A 15,319-nucleotide genomic window follows, 5' to 3' on the forward strand; every position below is an offset into this window, starting at 1 on the left:
TTATTTCTCCAGTTTAGGGATGCGTTTAGGGGTATCCTTACCCGACACGATGCTGCGCGAGCTCAACGCTATGGCACGTATAGTGGCCGTGATGTTGGCCACATCCAACGAGCTGTACTCATCCTTTACCGAATGATAAAGTTTATCGGTATCGATCTGGTCGGTAGAGATGGTGTGTGCCGGTACGCCTAATGCCGCCAGCGTAGCATTATCACTGCGGTAGAACAGGTTTTGCTCTGGATACGGATCCGGGTGGAACTTGAATGCGGTACCTTCGAGGTTACGTTGCAGGATCTCGCCAAAATCTGACCGTTCATAACCGGTGATGAATGCCGAGTTCATACCGAATTTCGACTGCTTGCCGATCATCTCGATATTGAACATGGCTACCACTTTGTCTGGGTTCAGTTGCTGCGAAAAATAACGTGCGCCGTAGCCGCCTATCTCTTCAGCCGCAAAGGCTACAAAGATCAGCGTACGTTCGTTGTTGTTGAGCTTTTTGTAGTATTTGGCCAGGCTGATCATGGCCGTGGTACCCGAGGCATCATCATCGGCACCGTTGGCAATGCTATCGCCTTGCATGGCGGGTAATATACCCAGGTGGTCATAATGTCCAGAGAACACCACATACTCATCAGGTTTGCTTTTTCCCTTGATCATACCGGCCACATTGAATATGGGCGGGTTATCCACCTTGTTCTTAAAGCTCACCTCAAAGTTCTTCACATCGGTCGTGCTACCCAGTACAAATACAAGCTGCGGCGCATTCGGCTGAGGTGCAGGCGGATTCATGGATATACGACGACCGTAAGCTTCCTTAAGCCGCTCGAACATAGGGGCCGAACTTTGATCCACTAGCACCAGCGTCTTCTTACCGCTGTTCATAATGCCACGGAACTCTTTTTGAAGGCTTTTATCAGCACCGAGCTTCACTACTTGCACATCGGCATTGTTGCTCCAGTCGAACGGTGTTGAAGAGATGACCGCTATATTCTTTTCAGGAACAGCTACGCCATCGAGTTTCACCATAGTTTGTTCGGGCGAGGTGCGGTACACCTTAAAATCCTGCCTGTAGCTGCTCAAACCTTCCAACGGCTGTAGGCCGGCTTTCTTGAACTCGCCCTCTATGAACGTGGCGGCCTTGTCAATGCCCGGGCTAAAGGTGGCCCGGCCCTGCATATCATCGGCAGCAAGGGTCTTGATGATGCGTTCCACATCCTTTTGATCGATCAGCTTATTCACATCCTGTGCAAAGCTGTTGAGGCCGATGGCTAAAAGCGCTACGGCTATACTATATCTTTTCATCATACTATTTGATCTGGCTGCTTAACCATTGGGTACGCAGCTGCTTTTGGGCTGCCGTAGGTTGCTTATCGGCCGCCTCATATTCCACTACCTCCAAGGTAGGGTTCTCTTCTAATGTAATGGTCGCCTCATGGTCGCCTGTGCGGTTCTTGTAGGTCACGGGTACTTTGTCGCCAGGGCGTTTGGTGGCCAGTAGGTCTGTCAGTGCCTGTGCATCGGCTATGGCCGTGCCATTAACGGTCATGATCACATCGCCGGCATCAAGGCCCGCTTTGTACATAGGCGAGTTCATGGCCAGGCTGTTGGTGATCGTTAAACCACCGCTCTCGCCGCTGCGGGCTTGCCCCGAACGGCCACGACCTGCCACTGTACCTAACTGGCCAGCCCAAGCCTTTCCTGGTTGTGCTTTACGCAGCAGCAATCCAAAATTAGCTAATAACGCGGCATAATCGTTCTTTTCCGAACCGTATATGTAGCGCTTGAAAAAGTCGGCCGCAAAGGCTGGGTCTTTAGTGTACGAGGCCAGGACGTTCTGTAGGTCGGCCACAGTGTAAGGCTTTTCGGGTTTGCCATGGGCGGCCCATACCGCGCGCATATAACCATCCAGCGTTAGCTTGAACTGGCTTCGTAAGCGCAGGTCGAGCGCCAAAGCGGTAGCTCCACCGTAAGTATAATAGCTGCTAAATACATTGGCGTTATTATTAGGGTCGATAGAGACCCCCGCATCAGCAAATACCGCATAACGGCTCATTTGTATAGGCGAATATTTAAGCGCCGCAGGCGAGTTGAGCACGCTGTTGATCAGCCCGGCAGTGGTGCGGTAATGATCGGCGGCCGACAGCAGTCCGGCACGCTCCAGTAACAGTCCGCCATAATATTGGGTGAAACCTTCGGCGAACCAAAGCTCGTTGCTCATGTTGGCATGCTCGAAATTAAATGGCTCCAATGTTTTTGGGCGAATGCGCTCCACATTCCAGCTGTGGAAATACTCGTGCGAGAAGGTACCCAACAAGCGGGTCTCAAAACCGGCTATCTTAGGCGTGGTCTGCACGATACTGGTAGAGTTACGGTGTTCCATGCCATCGCCGGCATTGCTGGCCGCAACATCATGTAAGAACACGTAGTTGCCATAGTCGTAGTTTGGCAGTTCGCCAAATACCGCCTGTGCTTCCAGCGTCACCTTCTTCACCATCTGGCCAAAGGCATCAATGGTAGCCTGGTCGTCATCACTGTGCGAGGTGAGGTGGATGGCCTGCTTTTTACCGCCAGGGTTGGTGATGTCCCAACTATATGTTTTGTAGTTGGCAAGCGAGGTAGGGCTATCCATCATGTATTGCAGGTCGCGGGCGTAATAGGTGCCGCCTGCTTCGGGCTTTAACTGGGTCGCTACTTTCCACCCGAACTTGTCCAGGTCGTTGAACTTAAAACGGGCCGGGCGCTTATCCATACCTAGCACCCACATAAAGGCGGCCGGCATGTTAAAATGCGCAGTACTGGCGTCGATACCCACATACGTACCGTCCATATAATTGCCGAACAAGGTATAGTTCACGATCACCGTGGCGCCATGCTGGGCCACTTCGTAAACATCGCCTTCCACTTGTTTTAATACCAACGGCTTGTTGCCCTCGCCGTAGGCCTTAACGTTATAAATGTTCTTACCGAACTCGTGCGTGGCGTAACGTCCCGGCGAGGAACGGCTCATCCTGAAACGCATCGTGCCTGCCGGTACCTGTGGCACCCGCATGCTGATCTCGGCCTCATGATGTATGGCATTAGGGAAGGAGACCGTATACGTGATCTCGTTCTGTGCAAAAGCAGTGGCGGCCAGAAGCAAGGCAGCGGCCGTTGAGTAGATATTTTTCATCAAGCGTTGTTTAGCAGGACTCAAATTAACACAAAAAAGGCAGATATGGGTAATATCTGCCTTCGGGTATACTAAATATTTTATCTGCTGATCAGGAGTGGATAGAACGATAAGCGTCTACCGCCTTACGCACGCTGCCATGCTGGTTCAGCAGGTCAGATGCTGTGCTTTCATCTACCTGTATCTCGTCCATTACCATGCGTACGCCACGATCCACCAGTTTGTGGTTGCTCAGTTGCATATCCACCATCTTGTTGCCTTTTACACGGCCCAATTGGATCATTACAGTAGTGCTCAGCATGTTCAGCACCAGCTTTTGTGCGGTACCGGCCTTCATGCGGGTAGACCCGGTCACAAACTCAGGTCCCGTGATCACCTCCACCGGGAACTGTGCCTCAGCGGCTACCGGGCTATCGGCATTACAAACGATGCAGCCGGTCACCAGGCCTTTTTCGTTAGCGGTACGCAAGCCACCGATCACATAAGGTGTACGGCCCGATGCCGCGATACCCACCAGTGCGTCCTTATCAGATATATGGTATTCTTCCAGGTCTTTCCAAGCCTGCTCAAAGTCATCCTCTGCAAATTCAACAGCTTTGCGTATAGCGCCATCGCCACCGGCAATGATGCCCACCACCATGTCGAACGGCACGCCGTAAGTAGGCGGACACTCCGACGCGTCAACAACACCCAAACGGCCGCTGGTACCAGCGCCAATATAGAACAATCGGCCGCCGGCCTTCATCTTTTCAACTACGGCCTCGGTCAATGCTTCGATCTGCGGCATAGCTTTTTCAACGCTATGGGCAACGGTCTTATCCTCCTGGTTAATATGATGCAGGAGCTCGCCAACGGTCAGTTCGTCCAGTTGGGTATAGTTAGATTCCTGCTCGGTGGTATTTATCATAGTATTTATTACAGATCTGTAACAAAAGTCGTTAAAATTCCGTCAACTACAATAAACCTTAACACATTCCAATACGTATTTTTGTTGCACAGGAGAGATGAAGCAAACTGCAGGCGTAATTTTCAGATCCATTATGTTGGTGTTGGCCGGCGTAGTGATCGGCTTGCTGGTCAATAAAGGTAGTGAAAGCACACCCGACGACGCGTTATACGCCGAGAACGCCAATAAGCTGGACCGCGTGATGCAATTAGTGCGCAAAAAATACGTGGACTCCGTTAATGTTGACAGCGTGGAGGGTGCCACCATCAACAACCTGTTGCAAAAGCTCGATCCGCACTCCGTTTATCTTCACCAAAAACAAGCACGTTCATTATCTGAGAAATTGGAAGGCGGTTTTGACGGTGTGGGCATAGAATCACAGATCCTGAGGGATACCCTGGTAGTTACCCAGGTGATTCCCGGCGGACCGGCCGCCAAAGCTGAACTTCCTAACGGGGCCCGTATAATCTCGATCAATGGTCAGCCTTTTGCCGGTATACATTTAAGTAATGATAAGGTGAACGATGCCTTTGATGTGAAGAACAAGGCGATCGAGCTGGGCGTGTTAGGTCCCGACGGTACATCTACTAAAAGATACGTTCTCAAGCGTGGCCATATCACCATCAGCAGTTTGGATGCGGCCTACATGACCGCCCCAGCCACCGGTTATGTCAAGATCGGGAAGTTCGGGTCAACCACTGATATAGACTTTAAAGCCGCCTTACGGAGATTAAAGAAAGAGGGCATGACCAAGCTGGTACTCGATCTGCGTGGCAATGGTGGCGGCTACCTGAATACCGCTACTGCCCTGGCCGACGAGTTCTTACCCAAGAACCGGCTGATCGTATATACTAAAGGCTTGCACGAACCCCGTACTGATTACTTTGCCACCGACTCGGGCCTGTTCGAGCGCGGCAAACTGGCCGTATTGGTGGATGAGCATTCGGCATCCGCCAGCGAGATACTGGCAGGGGCGCTTCAAGACCTTGACCGGGCCGTGATCGTGGGTCGCCGCTCGTTCGGTAAAGGCCTGGTGCAGGAGCAATTTGAGTTTGAGGATGGTACGGCGTTGAACCTGACCGTGGCTCGCTACTTCACCCCGTCGGGCCGTAGCATACAGCGATCATATAAAAATGGCACCGAGAGCTACCGCAATGACCTGAACGAGCGCCTGCAAAAAGGCGAACTATACGCACCCGATAGCGACCAGGGCGATAGCACCTTTGATACCTCGGTAGCCTTTCATACCAGTGCAGGACGCAAGGTGTATGGCGGTGGCGGCATCATGCCCGATATATTCGTACCTGAGGACATGTCGATGAACGCACAACTGGTACAGGACCTTGCCCGTAACCAGGTATTTTCGGCGTATGTGATCGATCACATGCAAATGGTGCTGCGTAACTACCGCACTGCACATGACTTTGTGCAGTTCTATAATGTAAGCGATCTTGACCTTAATAACTTTTTGACCTATGCCAACGGTATGGTAGGCAATATAGATAGCCGTGATGTAGCGGCTAACAAAAGCTTTTTAAAGACCATGCTTAAAGCACAGGCCGCCCGTTTCAAGTGGGGGGCGGAGTGGTACTTCCGTGTCATGAACCAAAATGATGCCGGCGTGCAAAAGGCCGTAGAGGCGATCAACTGATCACCGGCCCTGGTCATATTATTTGAAGATCCGTTTCACATTTCGTTTTAACATCTTAGATTTACTCACGACACGAACATCTGTGCTGCTTCGTGGTTCAAACCTTTCACTATGCTGATCAAAAAACGGATCTCGATCTTTTATTTTCTAAAGACCATCAAGTGGGACATCCTGGCCATTGTATGCTACGCCATACTTGCCGGTATGTTCGATCACTACAGTATCATCAGCCAGGTCAAGATCCCACTGGCCGTAACGGCCTTCACGGGTACGGTGTTATCGCTGCTGCTCGCTTTTCGTACGTCGCAATCATACGAACGTTGGTGGGAGGCCCGCGTGGTTTGGGGCGCGATCGTGAACGATAGCCGTAGCCTGATCCGTCAGGTAAAGCAATTTATGCCTCATACGCCTGAAGGCCTTGAAGTGGCCAAAAACTTCGCATACCGTCAAGGGGTTTGGTGCTTCTCTTTATCTGAATCATTACGCAAGGTGGGCGACAGTGAAAAAGTAGCCAAGTACTTTGAGCGTACGGGCGTTACCAGTGTCAATAAGCCTAACATGATCCTGAACCATCATGCCGATGAGCTGGCCGCTGCGGCAGAACGTTTTGACCTGAACCCTAACATGCAGGTACAGATAGACTCGAGCATCGTAAAGCTTTGCGACTCGATGGGTAAATGCGAGCGGATCAAGAACACCGTGTTCCCTCGTGCCTACAGCGTACTGATCCATTTCCTGATCTATGTGCTGATGACCATGATGCCTTTTGGATTGGAAGATCAGAGCAAGTTGATCGAGATCGCGCTGACCATCATCATACCTTCACTTTTCATCGCGATCGAGCAAACGGCCATCCTGATGCAGGACCCTTTCGAGAACCGCCCGACCGATACGCCAATGACCACCCTTTCCAGATCGATAGAGAATACGATACTCGAGATAATAGGCGAGCCGCCCGCCAACAAGATCGAACCGCCGACCACCTACTATATCATGTGATATAAAAAGCCTCTGCCACTACCGCAGAGGCTTTTTTGTAAGTGGCAATGATCAGCAACATCCATATGCTTAACGATAAGGATAACATTAAATGGCCGGCTATAGGCCCATAAAAAAATAATTCAAAATTTTGATAACTAACAGGAAATAATTTTCGTACAAGAACCCAAAAGAGACAAACTGGAGGTTCATCATGATGAGAATATTATTTTTTATTGCCGCTATACTTTGCTTTACCGGTTGGGCGGTTAGCGTATTTGTTTACAATGCCGGAGAGTTGATCCACGTACTGTTAGCGTTCACCGCTATATTTTGCGTAATGGGTGTAATGGGCAATGAGCAACATGGCCCGGTATCTAATCCGGATCTTTTCTAAAGAGTTTTTTGTTTGGTTTAGTTTAGATAATGCCTGGCAGTTGGGGAAGCTTGCCAGGCTTTTTTGTACCTTCTATTTTCTTCTTCGGACAGTTGCTGCCCCGACCATCAACCTTACTTCATCCGCGGCTTTATCCTCCCGTCCAACAGGTCTTAATTACTCAACCTGATCGGTGTTCGTCGATCCTTCTCCTTCGGTATTTTCTTGAACTAAGTCCTGCGGCCACCAACTTCTTATCCATTGATCGCCATTTGGACACTTTTATGGCATGGGTGAAAACACCCTTTTTTACTTAACAAAAGTTTTGCTGCACGTCACAGATCGATATCGCTTGACATTTTGAAAGATCAGCATTTTTTTAAACTCTAATGCGGACAGATCAACAATATCGCAATAAGTTGCGTCTTCGCTTATCAGTTTATACAACCTTTACAACTGACCTTACGGCATACTATTGTCGAGCGAACCACATAGATAATAATTATTTAAGAAATATATTATCTTATGAAGAACAATAACATACATTGATCGAAACAACCCGCAGCTTATTTTCGTATAACCGCCAAATTGACCGAGAAGCTACGCCGGCAGCATAGCGGTCGATCCACTTGCAGGCAAGTGCCTGAACATTTCCATCATGGCCTACAATGAAGGTGACCGTACCCTTAAAAAGTACTTTGAGGAATGCTTATGTCTTAACTGCAGGGACTAACAAAAGTTAAATTATTGAACAACGTAATGAAAAGAAAACTTACCCCTCTGTTATTAGCCGGCGTGGTAGCATTTTCGGCTTGTAAAAAGGACAACAACTCATCAGGAGGAGAAGTGCCTACAGCAGCCAATAAGATCGCTCCCGATGGCTTCAACTTCAACACCACCAAGAACGTAACACTCAACCTGTCGCTTAAGACCAACAACGATCAGCCGTTGGCCGGTATCGTGGTTAGCGTGGCCCTTCCAACAGGCGATGCCATTTTTAAAGGCGTGACCAACAGCAGTGGTGTTTTACAAGGCACGGTCACTGTACCCACCTCAGCTACCAAACTCATCATTGACCCTGCTTATGTGGGTGTGATCCGCAATGCAGAGGCCAACATCTCATCAAGCAATACCGTTAACGTTACCTTAGGTGGCAAGGACGGGTACTCGGGCGATGTTGTGGCAGCAGCCATCAACAGTTCGGCTTCAGGCAGCGGCTCGTCAAAACAAACTCAAGGTTTGCTGGCTACCGATTATGCTTACCCGGGGTCTTACACCGCTTCTACAGCGTTCGTTAACACCACCACTTATCCAAGGAACTTAGGCCGTCCGGTATACTTGGAGGCTACTCCTGATGTGGTAGATGCGTCGTTACTTTCGTACATCAACGCCTCACTGCCTGAAGGCAGCAAGGTACAGAACACTCACCCTGAGTACCTGGCCAGCACAGCCACCTCTACTATCAACGTGACCAAGGCATCTGACGTATACGTTACATTCGTGTCAGAAGGTGCCGGTTACCAAAGCACATTGGCTTACTATACCTACAAGACCGGTTTCCCACCAGTGTTTACCGCAACAGGTACTTTGCTGGGCGGTATCGATAAGATCACTTATGTGTTCCCTAATGCTTCGGCATACGGTTCCGGCGGCGGCTTAAAGGCCGGCGATAAAGTGAAATTGGGCAACTTCGAGGCAGGTACTTCTATCGCGTTCGTGTTAATGCAGAATGCCTGGACCGGTAGCGGCGTAAGCACCAGCGCTCAAAAGTTCTCTTCGGATGCTGGTTTCAACCCTGAGAGCACTGCTTCTTTGAGAAAACACACCGTGACCTTGTATGACGATGTACACAAACTATTCATCACCGGCTTTGAAGACTGCAACCGTCAGAACGCAAGCGCCAACGTGAACGGTTATACATCTGACGAAGACTTTAACGACCTGGTGTTCTATACCACTTCATCAGTAGCAAGCGCTATCTCTGAAGACGGTGTACCTGTGGTTGACAAAGGTGGCGACACCGACGGCGACGGCGTACAGGACGAGCAAGATGCTTTCCCTAATGATGCGACGCGCGCTTACATCAGCTATTACCCATCAGCAAGCACTTATGCCAACATCGCATTTGAGGATAACTGGCCTAAAAAAGGCGACTATGATCTGAATGACCTCGTAGTAAGCTACCGTTATACTTTCACCAGCAACGCAAGCAACCAGGTAGTGGATATGAAAGGTGATTATACCGTGGCCGCTTCTGGTGCATCGTTCCACAACGGTTTTGGTGTGCAGTTACCGGTAGCTGCTTCGGCGGTTAAGTCGGTGACCGGTCAAAAACAGATCAGCAATTACATCAGCTTTGCCAGCAACGGCGTTGAAGCCGGACAGACCAAAGCGGTGATCGTTCCTTTTGATAACCACGAGGCGCTGATCAAGAACCCTGACGGTGCTTACTTTATCAACGTATTATCAACAAAAGATAAAGTGACCAGTACTACTGCCAGCGTAATGGTGACCTTCAATTCACCTATTGCAGCCTCTACTTTGCAACCATCAGCGTTCAATCCATTCCTGATCAGCAACCTGCGCCGCGGTTATGAGATCCACCTGCCGGGTTTTGCACCGACCGACAAGGTAGATACCAAGTTATTCGGTACTGATGATGACGCCTCTGTATCTACCAGCGGTAAATACTACATCTCATCAGAGAACTGGCCTTGGGCGATCGGCTTCCAGGGTACCTACAACTATCCGTTCGAGTTACAACCGGTTAATGAAGCTTACCTGCACTTTGGCGAATGGGCCTCATCAGGTGGTACCACTTTTACCGACTGGTATAGCAACACTGCATCGGGTTACCGTAACACCTCAAAGATCTATAATAAATAGCCGATCCACCGCCTTTGATAAAAGGCATTTACTAAGAAAGGCCGCCCTGATACAGGTGCGGCCTTTTTCTATTCGGTTATCTTGATGTCTTTCGGGTCGGTGATCACCATTTCGGGCTTGCCGTTGCGCAGGGCTATCTTACCGGTGGCCTTTATGGTAGGCTTGGTGCCTTCTTTGTAAAGTTTAATGGCCTCACCTTTTAACACCACGGTGAGCAGTTGGTTAGGATACTCGCCACCCACATTAAGCAAGGCCGTGCTGCTGAACACCCGTGCCGAGGCTACCTTGGCCTCGATGGCAACCACGTTGCCCACGTTCTTTTCAGCATCTTTAAGGTCGATCTTTGTAGTATCGGCCTGTACTCCTCGGTTGTAAATCAGGCCTGCTTCTACAGGTGCATTATGTGTAATACTTGCCATGGCCAATAGTGGCGACAGGGCAAGCGCAAGTATGATCAGTTTCTTCATGTTATCTATCTTTTGAATGATAAATATCGTGATAAACCTGAACATTAAAAACCACCTAAAACAGCAAAGGGCCCCGGTTGTCACCGGGAGCCCCTTTCTACAAATCACAGTCTACAAAAACTGGTTTATCTCCAGCCGCCGCCTACCGACCGGTAAAGGTCAACGGTGGCATCTAACTGCGCTTTTTTGATGCTGGCCAATTCCAGCTCGCTTTGCAACACGTTGCTTTGCGCGGTGATCACCTCCAGGTAATTAGCCATGCCATTTTTGAACAGCAAGCCTGCATTACCGGTAGCCTGGCGCAAGGTTTTTGCACGGTTAGCGGCAATGGTCTGTTGTTGGTTCAGCTTATCTAAACGTACCAGCGCATCAGATACTTCGCCAACGGCTACCAGCACTTGCTGACGGAATTGGATGATGCTACGTTCACGGTCAACCTTGGCTATCTCGTAGCGGGTCCTTAACTCTTTACGCTGAAAAAGGGGTTGGGTAAGGCTCCCGGTAACGGCACCGAACAATGATGCCGGTAAAGTGAACCAGTTGCTGGCTAAAAAGGCGTTCACACCACCCTGAGCCGTGATCGAGAAAGATGGATACATGGCCGCTTTGTTAACGCCCACATTAGCATTGGCACGTGCAACGGCCAGTTCGGCGCTGCGCACGTCAGGGCGCAGGCTTAACAATGCCGATGGTAACCCGGCCGACAAACTTGGCGACAGTGGTACCGCATCAAGCCTGCTGTTACGCACGATGCCCGCAGGTAACTTACCGGCCAGTATGCTTAAGGCATTTTCCTGAACAGCTATGTCCTGCTCAAACTGTGGGATCAAACGGGCGGCGGCCAATTGTTGTGCCTCGGCCTGTTGTACGGCCAATGAGGTCACCTGGCCGGCGTTGAACTGTAGCTTGATGATGTTCAGCGTGCTATCATTCAGTTGCAGGTTGCGGCGGGCGATCCCTAATTGCGCATCTAGCATCAGTAGGTTATAGTAACCTTCTGATATGTTGGCAACCACTTGGGTCTGTACGGCTTTGCGTGCTTCTTCGGTTTGCAGGTAAGTGGCCAGGGCCGCGGCCTTACGGCTGCGGATCTTGCCCCAAATATCGGCCTCCCATGATACGGTGACCGCAGTGGTATAATCTTCAATATGCCTGCTGCCTAAAAAGTTGCTCAGGCTTAATCCGTTCAAACTGTTGTTCGATGGGCGGTTGATCGAGGCACTGGCACCCAGGCTTACGGCCGGCAGGTTACCCAGTTTGGCTTGGCTCAAGGTCAGTTGTGCCTCTTGTATGTTCCTCACCGCGATCTGCAGATCGTTGTTGCGGGTGATCGCACTATCGATCAGGTTCTGTAGGGTAGTTTCGGTAAAGAAACTTTTCCATGGCAGGCGCACGATAGAGGCGGTGTCGGCCGTGGTGGCCGAGCGGTAGGTGTTCTGCAACTGCATATCGGGCAGCTGCACATCCTTTGATACCTTACAGGCGCTCAACACCAGCAGCGCTGCAATGGTAATTATGTATGGTTTCATGGTTATATGGTCTACCCCTCCCAACCCTCCCGAGGGGAGGGCTTCGAAGAGTTAGTTATCTGTATATTTTATCAACATTCTTTTTAAGTCTCCCCCTTGGGGGAGATCAAGAGGGGTTACGCGTTCAGTTCCTCGTGTTTTTCCACGTGGTGGCCGTGGCCTTCATTAGGTTTCACATACACCGGCACACCGCTTACGCGTTCTTGAAGGTGTTGGAAGATCACGAATAATACCGGTATGATCAACACACCCAACACTACTCCGGTGATCATACCGCCCGCAGCGCCTATACTGATCGAGTGGTTACCCTGGGCCGATGGACCGGTGGCGTATGTCATCGGGATCAAACCTACGATAAAGGCAAGCGAGGTCATGATGATCGGGCGTAAGCGTGACCGTGCACCTTCCAGTGCGGCAGCCACCAGGCCTTCGCGGTTGCGGCGACGTTGGAGCGCGAACTCCACGATCAGGATCGCATTTTTAGCCAACAGACCGATGAGCATGATTAGCGCTACCTGTACGTAAATGTTGTTCTCGATACCGGCCAGACCAATTGCCGCGAACACACCGAACAGACCGGTAGGGATCGACAATAGGATGGCGAATGGCAGGATATAACTTTCGTACTGTGCCGATAGTAGGAAGTACACGAACACCAGACACAGAATGAAGATCACGGTCGATTGTCCGCCAGAAGCGATCTCTTCACGGGTCTGACCCGAGAATTCGAACGCATAGCCTGATGGTAGTTCTTCCTGAGCTACTTCCTGGATGGCCTTGATGGCATCACCCGAGCTGAAGCCCGGTTTAGGGATCGCATTGACCTGGATCGAGTTGAACAGGTTATAGCGCGAAGCGGTCTCGGAGCCATACACACGGGTGAGTTTCACCAGGGTATTGATCGGCACCATTTCGCCTGTTTTGTTTTTCACGAACACGCGGTCGACAGATGTAGGGTCGGTCTTGTCGGCAACGTCGGCCTGTACGATCACGCGGTAGTACTTACCAAAGCGATTGAAGTCAGAGGCCTGGACGCTACCGAAGTAGGCTTGCATGGTCTGTAAAATGTCTTTCACATTCACGCCCAACTGGTTGGCTTTCTCATCGTCCACCTCCAGTTGTAATTGAGGGTAGTCGGCCTTGAAAGAGGTAAAGGCAAAGGCGATGGCCGGTTTTTGCATCAGTTTGCCAATAAAGTTATTGGCCACTCCACTAAATTTATCCAGCTTGCCGCCGGTCTTGTCCTGCAATACCAGGTCAAGTGCCTCTACGTTACTGAAGCCCGGTACAGTAGGGAAACTGAACACGAAGAAGCTACCGCCGGTAATGGCACCCAGCTTGCCGCGGATCACGTCCTGCAAGGCATTGATGTCCTTCACCTCACCACGCTCTTTGTTATCTTTCAACAGTACGAATATCACCGCCGCCGATGGACTGCTTGAGTTGGTCAACAGGTTGAAACCGGATATAGCGGTAACGAAACGTGCAGCTGGCAGGGCGCGCAGGTCGGCCTCGGCCTGGTTCAGTATTTTGGTGGTACGATCCAATGAGGTACCCGATGGGGTAGACACCGCGATGGCTACGAAGCCCTGATCCTCGGTAGGGATAAAGCCCGACTTGGTCGTGCGCATCATGTAAACGGTCACTGCAGTTACCAACGCCAACATACCCATGCTTAACCATTTGTTCCTGATCAGGAAGGTAAGGCCTCCCACATAACGATCGGTCAGTGAGTTAAAGCTCTTGTTAAAGCCTGCGTAGAAACGCTGAGTGAAGCTTGTCTTTTCGGGGCTATGCTGATCGCCGTTATGGTTCTTGAGGAACAATGCGGCCAGCGCAGGACTCAGGGTCAAGGCGTTAACAGCAGATATCACGATCGCGATAGACATGGTGAACGCGAACTGACGGTAGAATATACCGGTGGAACCGGTCATGAAACCTACCGGCAGGAACACCGCGGCCATTACAAGGGTAATAGAGATGATCGCGCCGGTGATCTCGTGCATGGCCGATGTGGTGGCCGCTTTAGGTGACAGGTGCTCGTGCTCCATTTTGGCGTGCACGGCCTCCACCACCACAATGGCATCATCCACCACGATACCGATGGCCAGTACCAGTGCGAACAGGGTAAGCAAGTTGATCGAGAACCCGAACAGGTTCATGAAAAAGAACGTACCCAATATAGCTACCGGTACTGCAATGGCCGGGATCAGCGTTGAACGGAAGTCTTGCAGGAAGATGAACACCACGATGAACACCAATATAAAGGCCTCCACCAAGGTGTGTTCAACCTGGCTGATGGATTCGTCCAGAGCTGTTTTAGTACGATAGAACTGATTGTATTTGATGCCGGCCGGGAAGTCCTTAGAGGCTTTCTCCAGGAACTTATCTACCGCGATCTGGATCTCGTTGGCATTGGAGCCGGCCAGTTGGATCATACCAATGGCCACACCGTCATGACCGTTCAAGTGCGATACGCTGGTGTATGAATAGGCACCCAGCTCAACGCGGGCCACATCTTTCAAACGCAGTACCGAACCATCAGCGTTGGCACGGATGGCGATATTGCCATAATCCTCAGGCTTGGTCAGTTTACCTTTATATTTAATGATATACTCGAAGGCCTCATTGCTGCGCTCACCGAATTTACCGGGAGCAGCTTCCAGGTTCTTGTCCTGTATGGCGCCCATCACTTCGGCTGGGGTAACATTGTAGGCTGCCATTTGACCAGGGTTAAGCCATACCCGCATCGAGTAATCCTTAACACCGCCAAATATAGTGGCCGAGCCGATACCCGGTATACGTTTTAACTCCGGTACGATGTTGATCTGAGCATAGTTGGCCACAAAGGTCTGGTCGTACTTTTTAGGGTCTTCGGTATAGAGGCCTATCGCACCGATCAAGCTGTTTTGCTGTTTGGTGGTGGTGATACCTTGTTGTACCACCTCGGCAGGCAGCTGGCTGGTGGCTTGTGCCACACGGTTCTGCACGTTAACGGCGGCCTGATCGGGGTCGGTGCCTTGTTTGAAGTATACGGTAATGGCCAATGAACCATCGTTACTGGCGGTAGAGCTCATGTAGCTCATATTCTCCACACCGTTGATCGATTCTTCGAGCGATGGCGCTACTGAGCGCAATACGGTCTCGGCGTTAGCACCCGGATAGATGGCCGTTACCAATACGGCCGGAGGCGCTATATCAGGGAACTGCTGCAAGGGCAGTTTGGTAAGACCCAGCACACCCACGATCACCAATAAAATGGAGATAACGGTGGATAATACGGGTCTTTCTATGAATTTTCTGAACATGATCTT

At 50.6% G+C, this 15,319-nt stretch carries 10 protein-coding genes; 4 read left to right on the forward strand and 6 right to left on the reverse strand.

What is annotated here, in order from left to right; translation table 11 throughout:
* The 3 genes from LLH06_RS20445 to murQ form a co-directional block, all read right to left on the reverse strand.
* Window positions 1-1,308 carry a M28 family metallopeptidase gene (locus LLH06_RS20445; RefSeq protein WP_228171143.1) on the reverse strand — a complete coding sequence of 436 codons (1,308 nt, stop codon included), beginning with the start codon at window positions 1,306-1,308 and terminating at the stop codon, window positions 1-3.
* Between the two features lies 1 nt (window position 1,309).
* Window positions 1,310-3,172, reverse strand: a complete 1,863-nt coding sequence (locus LLH06_RS20450; protein WP_228171144.1) for a M61 family metallopeptidase — start codon at window positions 3,170-3,172, stop codon at window positions 1,310-1,312.
* Between the two features lie 91 nt (window positions 3,173-3,263).
* Entirely contained in the window at window positions 3,264-4,079 is an 816-nt protein-coding gene (gene murQ / locus LLH06_RS20455; RefSeq protein ID WP_228171145.1) for an N-acetylmuramic acid 6-phosphate etherase, read from the reverse strand.
* A gap of 97 nt (window positions 4,080-4,176) precedes the next feature.
* Here murQ and LLH06_RS20460 point away from each other — a divergent pair, with 97 nt between their 5' ends.
* The 4 genes from LLH06_RS20460 to LLH06_RS20475 all read left to right on the forward strand — a co-directional run bounded on the left by LLH06_RS20460 (window position 4,177) and on the right by LLH06_RS20475 (window position 10,009).
* Window positions 4,177-5,769 carry a S41 family peptidase gene (locus LLH06_RS20460; protein WP_228171146.1) on the forward strand — a complete coding sequence of 531 codons (1,593 nt, stop codon included), beginning with the start codon at window positions 4,177-4,179 and terminating at the stop codon, window positions 5,767-5,769.
* 111 nt (window positions 5,770-5,880) lie between these two features.
* Window positions 5,881-6,768, forward strand: a complete 888-nt coding sequence (locus LLH06_RS20465; protein ID WP_228171147.1) for a bestrophin family protein — start codon at window positions 5,881-5,883, stop codon at window positions 6,766-6,768.
* 193 nt (window positions 6,769-6,961) lie between these two features.
* On the forward strand, window positions 6,962-7,144 hold the full coding sequence (locus LLH06_RS20470) for a hypothetical protein (protein WP_228171148.1): 183 nt from the start codon (window positions 6,962-6,964) through the stop codon (window positions 7,142-7,144).
* 738 nt (window positions 7,145-7,882) lie between these two features.
* Complete coding sequence (locus LLH06_RS20475) at window positions 7,883-10,009, forward strand: LruC domain-containing protein (protein ID WP_228171149.1); 2,127 nt, start codon at window positions 7,883-7,885, stop codon at window positions 10,007-10,009.
* Window positions 10,010-10,077: 68 nt separating this feature from the next.
* Here LLH06_RS20475 and LLH06_RS20480 read toward each other — a convergent pair whose 3' ends face one another.
* The 3 genes from LLH06_RS20480 to LLH06_RS20490 form a co-directional block, all read right to left on the reverse strand.
* On the reverse strand, window positions 10,078-10,476 hold the full coding sequence (locus LLH06_RS20480) for a hypothetical protein (RefSeq protein WP_228171150.1): 399 nt from the start codon (window positions 10,474-10,476) through the stop codon (window positions 10,078-10,080).
* Between the two features lie 125 nt (window positions 10,477-10,601).
* Window positions 10,602-12,005, reverse strand: coding sequence for an efflux transporter outer membrane subunit (locus LLH06_RS20485; protein ID WP_228171151.1), 1,404 nt, complete (start codon window positions 12,003-12,005; stop codon window positions 10,602-10,604).
* Between the two features lie 116 nt (window positions 12,006-12,121).
* Window positions 12,122-15,313 carry an efflux RND transporter permease subunit gene (locus tag LLH06_RS20490; protein ID WP_228171152.1) on the reverse strand — a complete coding sequence of 1,064 codons (3,192 nt, stop codon included), beginning with the start codon at window positions 15,311-15,313 and terminating at the stop codon, window positions 12,122-12,124.
* Window positions 15,314-15,319 lie beyond the last annotated feature (6 nt).

The sequence above is a fragment of the Mucilaginibacter daejeonensis genome, assembly GCF_020783335.1.
GTDB lineage: Bacteria > Bacteroidota > Bacteroidia > Sphingobacteriales > Sphingobacteriaceae > Mucilaginibacter > Mucilaginibacter daejeonensis.

Excerpts from the sequence above, each read along its gene's own strand:
- LLH06_RS20445 (WP_228171143.1), bottom strand. The coding sequence starts at position 1,308 with ATGATGAAAAGATATAGTATAGCCGTAGCGCTTTTAGCCATCGGCCTC.
- LLH06_RS20450 (WP_228171144.1), bottom strand. The coding sequence starts at position 3,172 with ATGAAAAATATCTACTCAACGGCCGCTGCCTTGCTTCTGGCCGCCACT.
- murQ (WP_228171145.1), bottom strand. The coding sequence starts at position 4,079 with ATGATAAATACCACCGAGCAGGAATCTAACTATACCCAACTGGACGAA.
- LLH06_RS20460 (WP_228171146.1), top strand. The coding sequence starts at position 4,177 with ATGAAGCAAACTGCAGGCGTAATTTTCAGATCCATTATGTTGGTGTTG.
- LLH06_RS20465 (WP_228171147.1), top strand. The coding sequence starts at position 5,881 with ATGCTGATCAAAAAACGGATCTCGATCTTTTATTTTCTAAAGACCATC.
- LLH06_RS20470 (WP_228171148.1), top strand. The coding sequence starts at position 6,962 with ATGATGAGAATATTATTTTTTATTGCCGCTATACTTTGCTTTACCGGT.
- LLH06_RS20475 (WP_228171149.1), top strand. The coding sequence starts at position 7,883 with ATGAAAAGAAAACTTACCCCTCTGTTATTAGCCGGCGTGGTAGCATTT.
- LLH06_RS20480 (WP_228171150.1), bottom strand. The coding sequence starts at position 10,476 with ATGAAGAAACTGATCATACTTGCGCTTGCCCTGTCGCCACTATTGGCC.
- LLH06_RS20485 (WP_228171151.1), bottom strand. The coding sequence starts at position 12,005 with ATGAAACCATACATAATTACCATTGCAGCGCTGCTGGTGTTGAGCGCC.
- LLH06_RS20490 (WP_228171152.1), bottom strand. The coding sequence starts at position 15,313 with ATGTTCAGAAAATTCATAGAAAGACCCGTATTATCCACCGTTATCTCC.